The organism is Thalassococcus profundi (assembly GCF_003344785.1).
GTDB classification, from domain to species: Bacteria; Pseudomonadota; Alphaproteobacteria; order Rhodobacterales; family Rhodobacteraceae; genus Puniceibacterium; species Puniceibacterium profundi.
Genome location: NZ_QPMK01000014.1, coordinates 46,958 through 60,512 on the forward strand (window position 1 = coordinate 46,958; position 13,555 = coordinate 60,512).

14 protein-coding genes are annotated in these 13,555 nt (G+C 68.1%); 8 read left to right on the forward strand and 6 right to left on the reverse strand.

The genetic code is table 11. The features are described from left to right. Nucleotides 1-35: 35 nt before the first annotated feature. Nucleotides 36-941 carry a hypothetical protein gene (locus DU478_RS16075; protein ID WP_114511993.1) on the reverse strand — a complete coding sequence of 302 codons (906 nt, stop codon included), beginning with the start codon at nt 939-941 and terminating at the stop codon, nt 36-38. A gap of 197 nt (nt 942-1,138) precedes the next feature. Between DU478_RS16075 and infC the strand changes: the two genes are divergently transcribed. Continuing rightward, entirely contained in the window at nt 1,139-1,684 is a 546-nt protein-coding gene (gene infC, locus DU478_RS16080) for a translation initiation factor IF-3 (RefSeq protein WP_114511994.1), read from the forward strand. A 257-nt stretch (nt 1,685-1,941) separates the two neighbouring features. On the opposite strand, the gene DU478_RS16085 is transcribed toward infC, so the two are convergent. The 4 genes from DU478_RS16085 to dksA form a co-directional block, all read right to left on the reverse strand. Continuing rightward, a complete protein-coding gene (locus DU478_RS16085; protein WP_114511995.1) occupies nt 1,942-2,931 on the reverse strand; it encodes a molybdopterin-binding protein in 990 nt (329 codons plus the stop codon). Next, complete coding sequence (locus tag DU478_RS16090) at nt 2,928-3,896, reverse strand: XdhC family protein (RefSeq protein WP_114511996.1); 969 nt, start codon at nt 3,894-3,896, stop codon at nt 2,928-2,930. The genes DU478_RS16085 and DU478_RS16090 overlap by 4 nt, the downstream gene beginning before the upstream one ends. Before the next feature lie 172 nt (nt 3,897-4,068). Next, nucleotides 4,069-5,244, reverse strand: coding sequence for an FAD-dependent oxidoreductase (locus DU478_RS16095; protein WP_114511997.1), 1,176 nt, complete (start codon nt 5,242-5,244; stop codon nt 4,069-4,071). A 134-nt stretch (nt 5,245-5,378) separates the two neighbouring features. Next, on the reverse strand, nt 5,379-5,801 hold the full coding sequence (gene dksA, locus DU478_RS16100) for an RNA polymerase-binding protein DksA (protein ID WP_114511998.1): 423 nt from the start codon (nt 5,799-5,801) through the stop codon (nt 5,379-5,381). A 179-nt stretch (nt 5,802-5,980) separates the two neighbouring features. On the opposite strand from dksA, the gene DU478_RS16105 reads away from it, so the two are divergent. The 7 genes from DU478_RS16105 to DU478_RS16135 all read left to right on the forward strand — a co-directional run bounded on the left by DU478_RS16105 (nt 5,981) and on the right by DU478_RS16135 (nt 12,351). After that, complete coding sequence (locus DU478_RS16105; RefSeq protein ID WP_114511999.1) at nt 5,981-6,826, forward strand: AAA family ATPase; 846 nt, start codon at nt 5,981-5,983, stop codon at nt 6,824-6,826. 460 nt (nt 6,827-7,286) lie between these two features. Then, complete coding sequence (locus tag DU478_RS16110) at nt 7,287-7,742, forward strand: GNAT family N-acetyltransferase (protein ID WP_114512000.1); 456 nt, start codon at nt 7,287-7,289, stop codon at nt 7,740-7,742. Continuing rightward, nucleotides 7,742-9,112 carry a DUF2927 domain-containing protein gene (locus DU478_RS16115; RefSeq protein ID WP_114512001.1) on the forward strand — a complete coding sequence of 457 codons (1,371 nt, stop codon included), beginning with the start codon at nt 7,742-7,744 and terminating at the stop codon, nt 9,110-9,112. The genes DU478_RS16110 and DU478_RS16115 overlap by 1 nt, the downstream gene beginning before the upstream one ends. Beyond that, the gene (locus DU478_RS16120) at nt 9,109-9,276 is read left to right on the forward strand and encodes an apolipoprotein acyltransferase (protein WP_114512002.1); all 168 of its coding nucleotides are present in this window, start codon (nt 9,109-9,111) and stop codon (nt 9,274-9,276) included. The genes DU478_RS16115 and DU478_RS16120 overlap by 4 nt, the downstream gene beginning before the upstream one ends. Nucleotides 9,277-9,571: 295 nt before the next feature. Next, the gene (locus DU478_RS16125; protein ID WP_114512003.1) at nt 9,572-10,756 is read left to right on the forward strand and encodes a vWA domain-containing protein; all 1,185 of its coding nucleotides are present in this window, start codon (nt 9,572-9,574) and stop codon (nt 10,754-10,756) included. Between the two features lie 377 nt (nt 10,757-11,133). Then, the gene (locus DU478_RS16130) at nt 11,134-11,571 is read left to right on the forward strand and encodes an OsmC family protein (protein WP_114512004.1); all 438 of its coding nucleotides are present in this window, start codon (nt 11,134-11,136) and stop codon (nt 11,569-11,571) included. 90 nt (nt 11,572-11,661) lie between these two features. After that, a complete protein-coding gene (locus tag DU478_RS16135; protein WP_114512005.1) occupies nt 11,662-12,351 on the forward strand; it encodes a M48 family metalloprotease in 690 nt (229 codons plus the stop codon). Between the two features lie 49 nt (nt 12,352-12,400). Here the strand turns inward: DU478_RS16135 and DU478_RS16140 are convergent, their stop codons facing one another. Next, nucleotides 12,401-13,549 carry a hypothetical protein gene (locus DU478_RS16140; RefSeq protein ID WP_114512006.1) on the reverse strand — a complete coding sequence of 383 codons (1,149 nt, stop codon included), beginning with the start codon at nt 13,547-13,549 and terminating at the stop codon, nt 12,401-12,403. Nucleotides 13,550-13,555 lie beyond the last annotated feature (6 nt).

Below are 13,555 nucleotides of genomic sequence, written 5' to 3' on the forward strand. Positions count from 1 at the left end.
AACGGGACGCGGCGTTTTTCCTTCCCGCGCGGCGCTTATTGCTCCGAAAGCCCGAGCCGGTCGCGAAGCTGGCTCAGAACTCCTTCGAGCAGGGGCGGATTGTCCCGCGCGCCCTCGAGCGCCGTCTTGGTCGCCGTCCGGACCCCGACATTGAGGTCCGAGGCGTCCACGACATTGATCGCCCGGTCGAAGTCGAAACTGTCAACGGTCAGCAGCTCGCGAAGCTCCGACACGGTCATCTCCGCCGACGCGGCCAGCGCAGCGGCCCGGTCGCCTGCCGCGTCGGCGGCGCTGTCCGCGATATCGCTCGCGGCGGTTGCCGTCTCCTCCACAGTCTCGGCGGCCATGGTGCCGGCCTCTGTCGCGCTGTCCCGTACCGCGTCCGCGGTGTCGGCGGCCGCATCGCCGGCGTCGTCCGCGGCGTCCTGCGCCGCCTCATCGGCCGCGGTCGCCGCGTCCTCGGCAGTCTCGGCCGCCGCCTCTCTGGCCTCGTCAAGGGCAGCGGCAGCGGCATCGACGCCGTCCCGCACCGCATTCTCGGCGTCCTCGGCCAGTGCCGCGCCGCCGTCGCGCACCTCGTCAGCGGCTTCTGCGCCGTCCCGGGCAGCCTGGTCGGCGGCCACGGCCACCTCATCCGCGGCGTCCTGCGCCGCTTGCGTCGCCGCCGCGACCGCATCCTCGACAGCCGCATTCGCGGCTTCAGCGGCGGTCTCCACCGCCGCTTCGGCCTCGGCAGCGGTATCGCGCATCCCGGTTTCGGCCTCTTCCGCATCCGCGGCTGCCGCATCGGCAGCGTCAGCCTCCGCCGCGGATGTCTCCGCGGCATCCCCGGCGTCGCTCCGGGGGATCGGCTGCGCCTCGTCGGTCCGCTCTCCGACGGACCAGACGTAGCCTCCGACGGCGACGGCAATCACGACGGCGATCACGATCACTTTCTTCATTTCGTGTCTCCCTCAGGTCGGTGTCCTAACTCCAGCGCGCGACGCCAGGAGCCTCACCCGGGATGTGGCCGCTGCATGCAGGTGCCGCAAGGGGAAAGCGGGCGACACCGGCGCAAAACCGGCCATTTGCCGCTTGAAGTGCGAAAGGCCCGAGTTTACCTTGCCGCCCTGACATCAAAGCAAAAAGGATTGCTCCCATAGCCCGCAGACCCCATAACGCGCCGCCCACCCGTGAAACCGGCCCCCGCGTCAACGACCGTATCCGCGCCCCCGAGATCCGCCTGATCGGCGCCGAGGGCGAGAACGTCGGCGTGGTGACACCCGAGCGCGGGATGCAGCTGGCCGAGGAAGCCGGCCTCGATCTTGTGGAAATTTCGCCCAACGCCACCCCGCCGGTGTGCAAGATCATGGATTTCGGCAAGTTCAAGTACGAACAGCAGAAGCGCGAAGCCGAAGCCCGCAAGAAGCAGAAGATCATCGAGGTCAAGGAAATCAAGTTCCGGCCCAACACCGACACCCATGACTACGACGTCAAGATGCGCTCGGTCTTCAAGTTTCTCGAGAACGGCGACAAGGTGAAGATCACCCTGCGCTTCCGGGGCCGCGAGATGGCGCACCAGAACCTGGGCCGCGAATTGCTCGAGCGTGTGGCCGAGGACGTCAAGGAGGTGGGCAAGATCGAGAACATGCCCAAGATGGAAGGCCGCCAGATGATCATGATGATCGGCCCCGTCAGCCGCTGATCCGCGATCCCGATGCGATGACCCGAGGGGCGCCCCGGCGCCCCTTTTTCATGCCTGCCACCCGGATGGGACCATGGACCGCCCAACCGCGCCGCCCCGGGGCCCGGCGACAGCGACCGGCCTCCGCCGATGTGCCGATCCGCATCCTCCGAGGCACCAACACCGCCAACCCGGGCGCACCGCCCTCCCATTCTCCGATTCCAATAACCTCAGAGAGCACGAGAGACAGCGTCTCTCGTATCGGCCGCAGGCCGATCCTACCCCTCGCGCGGGCGGCCCCGCGACGGGATCTCCTTCAGAAGCCCCCCGACCCCCATCCGCGCGATGTCCATGGGCGTCACCGGCACGCCACAAAGCAGCCGCTCCATCACCCAGTCCGCGCCGTTCAGCGCCGGAGAGCGCGCGCAACCCGGCAGGCCCACGACCGGAACGCCCCGCAGATCGCCGTAGAACAACAGGTTGCCCGGATCGACCGGCATGCCGAAGTGATGCACGACACCGCCCGCGGCGCGCAACGCCTCGGGCGCCACGTCGTCGATGTCCGAGGTCGCCGATCCGGTGAGGATGAACACCGCCTCTGCCCGCGCCTGGCCGATGGCCGCGGCCAGGTCCGCAACCTCGTGCCGCACCAGGCATTTCGGCGCGAGGTCGACGCCCAGCCGGTCCATGCGCTCGGCGATGGCGCGCTGGCCCTTCTCGCCATCCTCGGCGCCGATGACGGTCTGGATCAGCGCCGCGCGGCGGATCTGCACCGGCGCCAGCCGCAGCGCGTCCCGGCCCATGGCGCAGGCCCGCGCCAGCGCCTCTTCGGGCACGGCGTAAGAGATGATCTTGACCGTCGCCACCATGCCGCGCAGTCCCATGCGCTGCCAGGGCGGCACGGTGGCCACGGTGATCATCGGGTGGATGGCGTTGATCGCGTGGATCTTTTCCGCGTCGATCCCGGCCACACCCAGTGCTTCGGCAAAAAGATTCACGCGGCCCGTCGCCGCCTTGCCGATCCGCAGGTGCGCCGCCGCGGGGTCCGGCACCATGGCCGCCGCCAACCGCGAAGCCGCCTCGTCTTCGCCGATGTCGCCCGGCCCCAGCCGGGCCACGACAACCTCCGACAAGCCGCTGTCGTGCAGCTTTGCCACGTCCTCGGCGCTCAGCACCCGGCCCTTCTTCAGGCGCCCCTTAATCAGCGCCACGGAATGCGCCAGCACCGCGCCCTCTGCGGCATCGAGCGGAACCGCGCCGAAGTTCATGCCCCGTGCCTCAGCACGCGGGTCACTTCGGCCAGGATCGACACGGCGATCTCGGACGGCCCCGCCGCGCCGATATCGAGCCCCACCGGCCCGTGGACCCGCGCGATGTCGTCGGCGCTGAACCCCGCCTGTCCCAGCCGCTCCGCCCGCTTCGCGTGCGTGCGCGTCGAGCCCAGCGCGCCGATGTAGAAACAGTCCGACCGCAGGGCCAGCTCCAGCGCCGGATCGTCGAGCTTCGGATCATGGGTCAGCAGCACCAGCGCCGTGCGGGTGTCGAGCCCCTCGGCGGCCACCGCCTCGTCCGGCCAGTCGTTCACCACCCGTTCACCCGGAAACCGCGCGGCGGACCCGAAGGTTTCGCGCGGGTCGATGACCACCGGATCGTAGCCTGCGATCCGCGCCATCGGCACGAGGGCTTGCGCGATGTGCACCGCGCCCACGACGATCATCCGCAGCGGCGGGTTGTGGATCGCGACGAAGGTGCGGCTGTCCTCCTCGAAGCCCGACCGGTCCATGCGGAACCGCGTCTCGAACCCGTCGCGGTGCAGGGTCCGCGCCTCCCGATCCAGATCGACCACGTAGGCCACCGGCTGCCGCGCCGCCCGCGCCGCGACCAGTTCGGCCAGCAAGTCCTCGGGCAGGACATCGCCCACCGGTTCGACCAGCACCCGGATGGTGCCGCCGCAGGCCAGTCCCACGGCAAAGGCATCCTCGTCCGAGACGCCGAATTCCAGCTCGCGCGCCTTGCCCTCTTCGAGTGCCTCCAGCGCCTCGACGATCACCGCCCCCTCGACACATCCGCCCGAGACCGAGCCCTGGATCTCGGCCGCGCCCGAGATCGCCAACTGCGAGCCGACGCGCCGCGGCGCCGAGCCCCAGGTCTGCACCACGGTGGCCAGCACGGCGCCCTTGCCCTCGCGATGCCAGCGCAGGGCGGTTTCGGGGATATCGTCGAAAAGCTGCATGGCAGATCCTCCTGTGCTCTAGGTAACGCGGCCGCAAGGGGCTGTCGAACCCTCCCTTGGTGCCGGCACCCGCGCCGCCACCGGGTCCGCCGCCCGATCATGCTGGCTCGCGCTGAAGCCCGCTCCGGATACCGGCGCGCGGCACGCGCACATTCGAGTTACTTCGGGCGGATCACCCCAGCCGGGTGACGTCGTAGCCATAGAGCCAGTCGAACTGCGCCAGCATCCGTCCCGGTGCCAGCCCGCCAGCGACGCGCAGACCCAGGTGGGCCGCTCGCCGTATCACCGGATTGCGCAGGTGGTATTTCCAGGCATTTCCGTTGGCCGCCGCGATGACCCGCGCGGCCCGGTCGCGACGCCAGGACTGGTAGCGCCCCAGCCCCTGGTCCGCCGCGCCGGGGTCATAGGCCGCCGCCAGCGCCCAAGCGTCCTCGAGCGCGAGGTTCGCCCCCTGCGCCAGGAACGGCAACGTCGGATGCGCCGCATCGCCCAGAATCGCCACGCCCGGCCCGTGCCAGCGCGCTGCCACCGGATGCCGGAAGAGCCCCCAGAGCCCCGGCGCCTCCACCGCTTCGATCAGCGCCCGCGCCGCGCCGCCGAACCGACCGAAAGCCGCGCGCAGATTGGCTGGATCGTCCACATGGTTCCAGCCTTCTGCAGCCCACGCGCTGCGCTCCTCGACCGCGACGAGGTTGACCGAGCGGCCGCCTCGCAACGGATAACTCACCAGGTGCCGCCCCGGCCCCATGTGCACCCAAGCCTCGGGCGGATGATCGACCGCGTTCGGCACCACCGCCCGCCAGGCCACCTGCCCGGTGAAGTCAGGATCGCGGGCGCCGTTCAGCACCGGGCGCACCGTCGACTTCACGCCGTCCGCGCCAAGGATCAGGCGCGCATCGAGCGCCTCGCCGCCGCGCAGGGTCATCCGCGCCGGGGTGCCGGGGATCACCTCCGCGACCGCCTGCCCCAGCCGCAGCGATACACCGCGTGCCTGCGCCGCATCGGCCAGCAGGTCGATAAGGTCGGCGCGGTGCAGGAAATGATAGGCCGATGCGTCCGGCTGCCCCGACAGGTCGAGCCGCAGCACCTGCGCTCCGGCGCGGAAATCGCGCAGCACCACCGCCTGCCCGCGCAGACCGACGGCGCGCAACCGGTCGCCCAGCCCCAACGCGTCGAGCACGCGCAACCCGTTTGGACTGATCTGCAAACCGGCGCCGACCTCGCGCAACGCCTCGGCGCGTTCCAGCACCGTCACCTCGTGGCCGCGCGCGCGCAGGCAGAGCGCCGCCGTCAGCCCGCCGATGCCGCCGCCGACGATCAGGACCGGGGTCTGCGTGCTGGATGTCATCGGCTGCCCTCCGGGCGGTCACTCGTGATGGCGAACGTGAAAACGCCGGGGCAGAACCCCGGCGCTGAAAGGGCGGCGCCGTGGCGCTGCGCCCTTGCGACGAACCGACCGGCGCACCGGTCGGTGGTCGCGGCTCAATCGTCGCGATGCACCTTCTCGCGGCGCTCGTGACGCTCCTGCGCCTCGAGGCTCATGGTGGCGATCGGCCGCGCGTCCAGCCGCTTGAGGCTGATCGGCTCGCCGGTCACTTCGCAATAGCCGTATTCGCCCTCGTCGATGCGGCGCAAAGCGGCGTCGATCTTGCTCACCAGCTTGCGCTGACGGTCCCGTGTCCGCAGTTCAAGCGCGCGGTCGGTTTCCTCGGACGCACGGTCATTCACGTCGGGAATGTTGCGCGTGCTGTCCTGAAGACCCTCGAGCGTATCGCGCGTGTCGGCCATCAGATCCTGCTTCCAGGTGAGCAGCTTGCGGCGGAAATATTCCGTCTGACGCTCGTTCATGAACGGTTCATCTTCAGCCGGACGATAATCGTCGGGAAGAAAAGACTCTGCCTTCATCTTGGTTCCCTCTTTCACGCCGATATCCCCATGGTATTTCCTTCAGATATCTGGCACCCCTGCGCGCAGCATCTATCCGAAGGTCTGTATCTTGTCACTACACAATAGCGTCTTTTTATGGCGTTTTTGGGGAGTTGCCGGGCACAGGCCCAACCACGAAAAAGACGAGGACCAGGCGCATGAAATTCGAAGGCACCAAGGATTACGTGGCGACCGATGACCTGACCATGGCGGTCAATGCGGCGGTGACACTCGAACGTCCGCTGCTCGTCAAGGGCGAGCCCGGCACCGGAAAAACCGAGTTGGCGCGCCAGGTGGCGCAGTCTCTGGGCCTGCGGATGATCGAATGGAACATCAAGTCCACCACCCGCGCCCAGCAGGGTCTTTACGAATACGATGCCGTCAGCCGGCTGCGCGACAGCCAGCTCGGCGACGAGCGGGTCAATGACGTCGGCAACTACATCCGCCGCGGCAAGCTCTGGCAGGCCTTCGACTCCGAAGAGCGCGTCGTGCTGCTGATCGACGAGGTCGACAAGGCCGATATCGAGTTTCCCAACGACCTGTTGCAGGAACTCGACCGGATGGAATTCCACGTCTACGAGACCGGAGAGACGATCAGGGCCCGCCACCGGCCCATCGTCATCATCACGTCGAACAACGAAAAGGAATTGCCCGACGCGTTTCTGCGCCGCTGTTTCTTCCACTACATCCGCTTTCCCGACCCCGAGACCCTGCGCCGCATCGTCGCCGTGCACCATCCCGGCATCAAGGATGCGCTGCTGACAACCGCACTCACGCAGTTCTACGAGCTGCGCGAGCAGCCGGGACTGAAGAAAAAGCCCTCGACCTCCGAGGTTCTGGACTGGCTCAAGCTGCTGCTGGCCGAGGATCTGACGGCCGAAGACCTCAAGCGCGACGGCGCCAATGCCCTGCCGAAACTGCACGGCGCGCTGCTGAAGAACGAACAGGACGTGCACCTGTTCGAACGGCTGGCCTTCATGGCGCGTCGTCAGGGGCGCTCATAGCGGATATCCTCGAGCCTGCACCGCAGGTTTGGCCTGGCGCGCCACTGGCGCGACCGACGCACAAACAGTGTCGTGTCAGCGACGCAGGTCCGGTGGAATCGCGCCCGGCCCCGCGCCCCCTTCTTCGGTTCTCAATAACCCTCAGAGAGCACGAGAGACTGGTCTCTCGTATCGCCCGCCAGGGCGATCATGCGCTGCGCACGGCCGGCGCCGGCCCGCGTGCCGCTCCGCAGCGTTGCCCGCGCCCGGCCCAAAGCGCAGTTGTTGCTCAACTGCATCGCGCAACCTATTGTTATTCCACGCCTTCAGGCTTTTAGCCCCTGTCAGGCCGAAAACTTGTCGGGGAACCGGCTGCGCGATAGTCAGAAACCTTGGTTTCGCCCTATAGTATCCTCACAGTGGACAAAAAATCATCGGACACCTGAATTGTCCGAGAACAAGAGCAGGCAGGCTTTACCCCGTGTCCCAACCGGAATCTCTCAAGGTCCGCGCCCTGCGCGGCACCGACCAGGCGGCATGGCGCGCCCTGTGGACGGCGTATCTCGCCTTCTACGGCACCACCGTCAACGACCGGGTCTACGAGACGACATTCGCCCGGCTTCTGGGCCGCAACACGCGCGATTTCAACGCGCTGGTGGCGGAACGCGATGGAGAACTGCTGGGGCTGACCCACTACCTCTTTCACCGCCACGCCTGGAAAGTCGAAGAGGTCTGCTACCTGCAGGACCTCTACGCCGTGCCCGAGGCCCGCGGCACCGGCGTCGGCCGGGCGCTGATCGAGGGCGTCTATGCCGCCGCCGATGCGGCGGGGGCACCGACGGTCTACTGGCTCACTCAGGACTTCAACGACACCGCGCGGCGGCTTTACGACCGCATCGGTGTTTTGACCCCCTTCATCAAGTATCAGAGGTCCTGATGCGTCGTTTCCTGCTTCCGCTCTACCTTCTGCTCGGCGCCTGTATGCCGGTGGCGCAGGGCGACATGCCCAGCCGTGCCGCGGTGGTCGACAGCTCCCTGCCGCCGATGAAACATTTCGCGGTCCCGCGCCCCGACCGTCCGGCGGCCTCGAATGCCGACGTGGCGCGCGATTTCCTCGACCTCGCCTTCACGCTCGAGTCGGGCCGCGAACTGCCGGTCTTCACCCGGTTCGAAGGGCCGATCCGCCTGCGCGTCACCGGCGCGCCGCCGCAGACCCTCGGATCGGACCTGCGGCGTCTGCTGCATCGGTTGCGCACCGAGGCCGGCATCGACATCGACTTCAGCCCCTCCTCGGACGCCCAGATCACCATCGAGGCGGTCGCGCGCAGCGAGATCCGCCGCGACCTGCCGCAGGCCGCCTGTTTCGTCGTGCCCAACGTGCGGTCGCTGGCGGAATACCGCAGCGCCCGCCGCACGCAAAAGGTCAACTGGACCCGGATGCGCAGCCGCGACACCATCGCCATCTTCCTGCCCAGCGATTCCAGCCCGCAGGAGGTGCGCGACTGCCTGCACGAGGAACTGGCGCAGGCGCTGGGGCCGCTCAACGACCTCTACCGGCTGCCGGATTCGGTCTTCAACGACGACAACGTGCACACAGTGCTGACCGGCTATGACATGATGATCCTGCGCGCCTATTACGACCCGGCGCTGCGGTCGGGCATGACCCGGGCGCAGGTGGCCGACCGCCTGCCCGGCGTCCTCGCACGGGTCAATCCCGCCGGACAGGGCCTGCCCGCCCAGCGCCTGGCACGCACGCCACGAGTCTGGATCGAAGCCATCCAGACCGCGCTCGGGCCGGGTTTCAGCGCGTCCGAACGCCGCGCCGCCGCCCAGGAGGCGCTCAAGGTCGCCAGCGCCATGGGCTGGACCGACCACCGCCGCGGCTTCTCGCACTACGCCCTCGGCCGGGTGCTGCAGGGCACCGACCCCGCCCGCGCGCAAGACCACTTCGCCCGCGCCGACAGCTACTTCGCGACCGGACCGCAGTCAGAGCTTCACCGCGCCTATGCCGCCTCGCAGCTGGCCGCCTTCGCGATCAGCCGCAACCAACCCGACGAAGCGCTGCTGCTGCTGGGGCGGCACATCGACACCGCCGCGCGCTACGAGAACGCCGCGCTGCTGGCGACGCTGATGCTGCTGCGCGCCGAGGCGCTGGAGCTCTCGGGCCGCGTCTCCGAAGGCCGCGAAGTGCGTCTGGACAGTCTGGGTTGGGCGCGGTACGGGTTCGGTCCCGACTGGGCGGTGCGCGCAAAGCTGCGCGAAGTCTCGTCGCTCAACCCGCTGAAACGGAGTCTCGGCCGCCTATGATCGTCATCGTCTCGGCCCTGCTGGGTGCGGTCCTCGGGGGCCGCACCGCCAGGAAACGCAACGGCAACCGCGCCGACATCGCGCAATACGCCGCCGGTTACGGCATCGCCTTCGGCCTGCTGGGCCTGATCCTGACCATCGTGATCGACAAGGCGACGCTCTGAGCGCTGTGGCGCGGCGCTCTCCTGTTCTGTCGCCCTGCTCGGCCCTTGCCGCGCCCGCCCGCCCGAACGCGACGCGGCCGCCGTTGGACAGGCCGGACACCGCGCCGCTTCCCGCCCCGAATGACCCGCGACCCAAGGCCAGACCTCCCGCGCCAAAGCGTTACGCGTCAAATGATGCGTCTCGTTTCAGTTTAAATGAAAAACGCGTCAAAACGGGAAGCGGCCTTCGGAAAAGCACCAAAAACGCGCCCTGCGCCCCGTTCCCCTCACGCCCGATCCGCGCTACATCAGGCCCATGTTCATCCCGTTCTTCGAAAACCTGCGCGCCGCTTCCGTCCCGGTCTCCCTGCGCGAATACCTGACCTTCCTCGAAGGCATGTCGCGGGGCCTCGCCACCTACGACGTGGAGGCGTTCTACTACCTCGCCCGCGCCGCGATGGTGAAGGACGAACGCCACATCGACCGCTTCGACCGCGCCTTCGCCCACAGCTTCAAGGGGCTGGAGCAGATCAGCGCGGCCGATGTGCTCGAGGCGGTGGACCTCCCCGAGGACTGGCTGCGCAAGATGTCCGAAAAGCACCTGACCGAGGACCAGAAGGCCGAGATCGAGGCGATGGGCGGCTTCGACAAGCTGATGGAAACGCTGAAAGAGCGGCTCAAGGACCAGCAGGGCCGCCACGAGGGCGGCAGCAAGTGGATCGGCACCGGCGGCACCTCGCCCTTCGGCGCTTACGGCTACAACCCCGAGGGCGTGCGCATCGGCCAGCACGAAAGCCGCCACCGGCGCGCGGTCAAGGTCTGGGACAAGCGCGAATTCCGCAACCTCGATTCCTCGGTCGAGCTGGGCACCCGCAACATCAAGGTGGCGCTGAAACGGCTGCGCCAATGGGCCCGCGACGGGGCCGCCGAAGAGCTCGACCTCGACGGTACGATCCGCTCCACCGCAAGTAACGGCTACCTAGACGTCAAGACCCGGCCCGAACGCCGAAACGCCGTGAAGGTGCTGCTCTTTCTCGATGTGGGCGGGTCGATGGACGACCATATCAAGGTGGTCGAAGAGCTCTTCAGCGCCGCCCGCGCCGAGTTCAAGCACCTGGAATACTACTACTTCCACAACTGCCTCTACGAAGGCGTCTGGCGCGACAACCGCCGCCGCTGGGGCGCGCAGACCCCCACCCACGAGGTGCTGCGCACCTACGGCAAGGATTACAAATGCATCTTGGTCGGCGACGCCTCGATGTCGCCCTACGAGATCGCCTATCCGGGCGGCGCCAACGAACACTGGAACGCCGAAGCCGGCCAGGTCTGGCTGCAGCGCGCGCGTCAGCAATGGCCCGACCACCTGTGGATCAATCCGGTGCCGGAAAAGCACTGGCAGTATACCCAGAGCATCGCCATGATCCGCGAGATCTTCGAGGACCGCATGGTGCCGATGACCCTCGACGGCATCGACCGCGGCATGCGCGACCTGGTGCGCTGACCGGCTGACGAAGAGCGCGCAGGCCGCGGTCTGCATCCCGGTCACCATCGAACGTCCGATCACGCCGGCCCGCGCCCCGGCAGCACACCTCGCCTCGGTCCCCGCTGGCCCCTGGCACACAACCGTTGTCGCGTGACCGATGGCGCCCCCCCACAGGTGCTCTTGGCCCAACGGCAGGGACCGCCCCCGGCACGACATTGCCCCCGCGCGCCACGCCGCGCGCCTCGCCCCATGCCCTGCTCTTCTCCGGTTTCCAATAACCCTCAGGGGAGTCGCAGCCCCGCTGCGACGGGGGCAGCGCCCCCAACCTTCGGAACATCCGCACGCACCGCACGTTGGCCTTCCGAGACATGACGCAACAACACAGGAGACACGACATGATCAACAAAAAAGGCTCCGCCAAATGGTCTGGTGACCTCAAGTCCGGCACCGGCCACGTCAGCATGGAATCGGGCGCCTTCAAGGACCAGCCCTACGGCTTCAACACCCGCTTCGAGGACGGCGCCGGGACCAACCCCGAAGAGATGATCGGCGCTGCCCATGCCAGTTGCTTTTCCATGGCGCTGTCGATGATCCTGGGCCAGCACGACGCCACCCCGGACGAAATCGCCACCACCGCCACCGTGTCGATGGACAAGGACGGCGACGGCTTCGCGATCAAGAAGATCCACCTCGACGTCACCGGCAAGGTGCCCGGCATCGACGAGGCCACGTTCATGGAGGCCGCGAATGCCGCAAAGGAAGGCTGCCCGATCTCCAAGCTGCTGACCGGCGGCTCGGCCGAAATCACCATGGACGCCAAATTCGTCTCCTGATCCGGTCTTTGAACCTACTGCCAACGCCCGCGTTCCCGTGACGCGGGCGTTTCGCTTGCCAGCGCGTCACGCCACCCCCATATCTGGACCATGCTGAAGTTCACCCCGATCCTGCTGGCGATCCTCTACGCGGTTGCGATGTATCATTTCTCGGCCCGCCGCACGGCCAGGGAACTCGATGCCCGCTCGACCGAACTCGCCGATCCCGGCCTGAAGAAACTCACCGACCGCATGGCCAAGGCGCTCGACCTCGACCGCATCCGCGTCAACATCTACGAGATCGACCCGGTGAACGGCCTCGCGGCCCCCGACGGCCGGATCTTCATCACCCGCGGCTTCTACCGAAAGTACCAGCAGGGCGAGGTCACTGGCGAGGAGCTGGCCAGCGTCATCGCCCACGAACTGGGCCACGTCGCCCTGGGCCATTCGCGCCGCCGCATGATCGACTTTTCCGGGCAGAACGCCCTGCGCACGGCGCTTGCCATGGTGCTGTCGCGGTTTCTGCCCGGCATCGGGCCGTTCATCGCCAATGCGCTCATGTCCCTGCTCGCCGCCCGGTTGTCACGCGGCGACGAATACGAGGCGGATGCCTATGCCGCTGCCCTCCTGCACAAGTCCGGCATCGGGGTCGAGGCGCAGAAGTCGCTCTTCCGCAAGCTCGAGGCGCTGACCCAGGGGCGCGGCGGCGCGGTGCCGGCCTGGTTGATGAGCCATCCAAAGACCGAAGAGCGCATCGCAGCACTCGACAAGCTCGAATCGCGCTGGACCCCGGCGGAATAGCGCGGCGGCCTCGGCCGGGCGTAGGGTGGGTTTTCAACCCACCGCACCTTCATCCCGGCAGAAGATCGAACGCCGCCTCCGCGCGATCCACCCCGTTGACCTGCACCACGACCGCATGCGGCCCGGGATGCAGGGTGAAGGTCGTGGCATTGCCCCGAAGAACATGCCGCTTGCGCAACGCCGCGCGCTCCCCGGCCCGCAACGCCACGGCCTTGAGCTTGAACACCTTCTCCGCCGTCTTGCCACCGGGCCGTGCAAACCGCAGGCGGTAATCGACAAGCGCGCGGCAGTCCTCCGCCGCCTCGAGCATCACGTCGAACACCAACGCGTCGCCGATCGCGACCCGAGCCGCCGCCAGATTCAGCGCCACACTGACCTCCGCCTCGGGCCGATACCCCAGAAGCGCGAGCGCTCCCGCCTCGCCGCGCTTCACCGCCGTGCGCAAGGCGTGCCGGGTGATCCAGCCCATCTCGCCCGGCTGCTGACGACCCGAAGCGGCCCAGGCACGCAGCCGCGCCACCACGGTGTCCGGCGCCACCTTGGACAGATCGTTCAAGTGGTTCGCCACCGACCGCGTCACATAGCGCGTCGGATCCGAATGCAGCCGGTCGAGGAACCGCAACGCCACCATCGGATCCAGCGTGATGTTCGCCGCCCAGGGCAGCCGTGGCCGCGTACCCTCGCTCACCAGCCGCCGCACGTGATAATTCTCGTCCTCCGCCCAGAGATCGAGCCGCGCCAGCGTCTCCTCGGGCCAGCGGTTGAGAAAGGGACGGATGTAGAACTCCATGGAAAACCGACGCGTCGCCGCATGCAGCAGATCGAGCGCGCGCTCGCGATGCGCCTCCAGCCCGTGCCGCACCGCCAGGATGCCCGGCACCGCATGAATGAACCGCCCGAAATCCCCGTCGCTCCGCACCGGGTCCAGCGGCGCGGGCATCGCCGCCTCCAGCGCCTCGGCCATGGCGGGAAAGTCCCGCGGCAACTGCGCCTCGACACAGCTGGCGATCCAGTCCAGCCGCTCGAGCAACCCGCGGCCCTCGAGACCCGCTACCGCCTCGGCATGAAAGCGCGCCGCGTCGAACCCCGGCAGACGGCCGTACTCGCCCGCCAGGTCGCCCAGAGTCTCCGCATTGAAAAGCTGATCCGCCAGGGAAACCCCCGCGCCCCCGCCCGCTCCGTCCGGTCCTCGCGCCACGCCTTG

Bases quoted from the DNA above. Each gene is read 5' to 3' on its own strand.
- DU478_RS16075 (WP_114511993.1), bottom strand. From the start codon at position 941: ATGAAGAAAGTGATCGTGATCGCCGTCGTGATTGCCGTCGCCGTCGGA.
- DU478_RS16085 (WP_114511995.1), bottom strand. From the start codon at position 2,931: ATGAACTTCGGCGCGGTTCCGCTCGATGCCGCAGAGGGCGCGGTGCTG.
- DU478_RS16090 (WP_114511996.1), bottom strand. From the start codon at position 3,896: ATGCAGCTTTTCGACGATATCCCCGAAACCGCCCTGCGCTGGCATCGC.
- DU478_RS16095 (WP_114511997.1), bottom strand. From the start codon at position 5,244: ATGACATCCAGCACGCAGACCCCGGTCCTGATCGTCGGCGGCGGCATC.
- dksA (WP_114511998.1), bottom strand. From the start codon at position 5,801: ATGAAGGCAGAGTCTTTTCTTCCCGACGATTATCGTCCGGCTGAAGAT.
- DU478_RS16105 (WP_114511999.1), top strand. From the start codon at position 5,981: ATGAAATTCGAAGGCACCAAGGATTACGTGGCGACCGATGACCTGACC.
- DU478_RS16115 (WP_114512001.1), top strand. From the start codon at position 7,742: ATGCGTCGTTTCCTGCTTCCGCTCTACCTTCTGCTCGGCGCCTGTATG.
- DU478_RS16120 (WP_114512002.1), top strand. From the start codon at position 9,109: ATGATCGTCATCGTCTCGGCCCTGCTGGGTGCGGTCCTCGGGGGCCGC.
- DU478_RS16125 (WP_114512003.1), top strand. From the start codon at position 9,572: ATGTTCATCCCGTTCTTCGAAAACCTGCGCGCCGCTTCCGTCCCGGTC.
- DU478_RS16130 (WP_114512004.1), top strand. From the start codon at position 11,134: ATGATCAACAAAAAAGGCTCCGCCAAATGGTCTGGTGACCTCAAGTCC.
- DU478_RS16135 (WP_114512005.1), top strand. From the start codon at position 11,662: ATGCTGAAGTTCACCCCGATCCTGCTGGCGATCCTCTACGCGGTTGCG.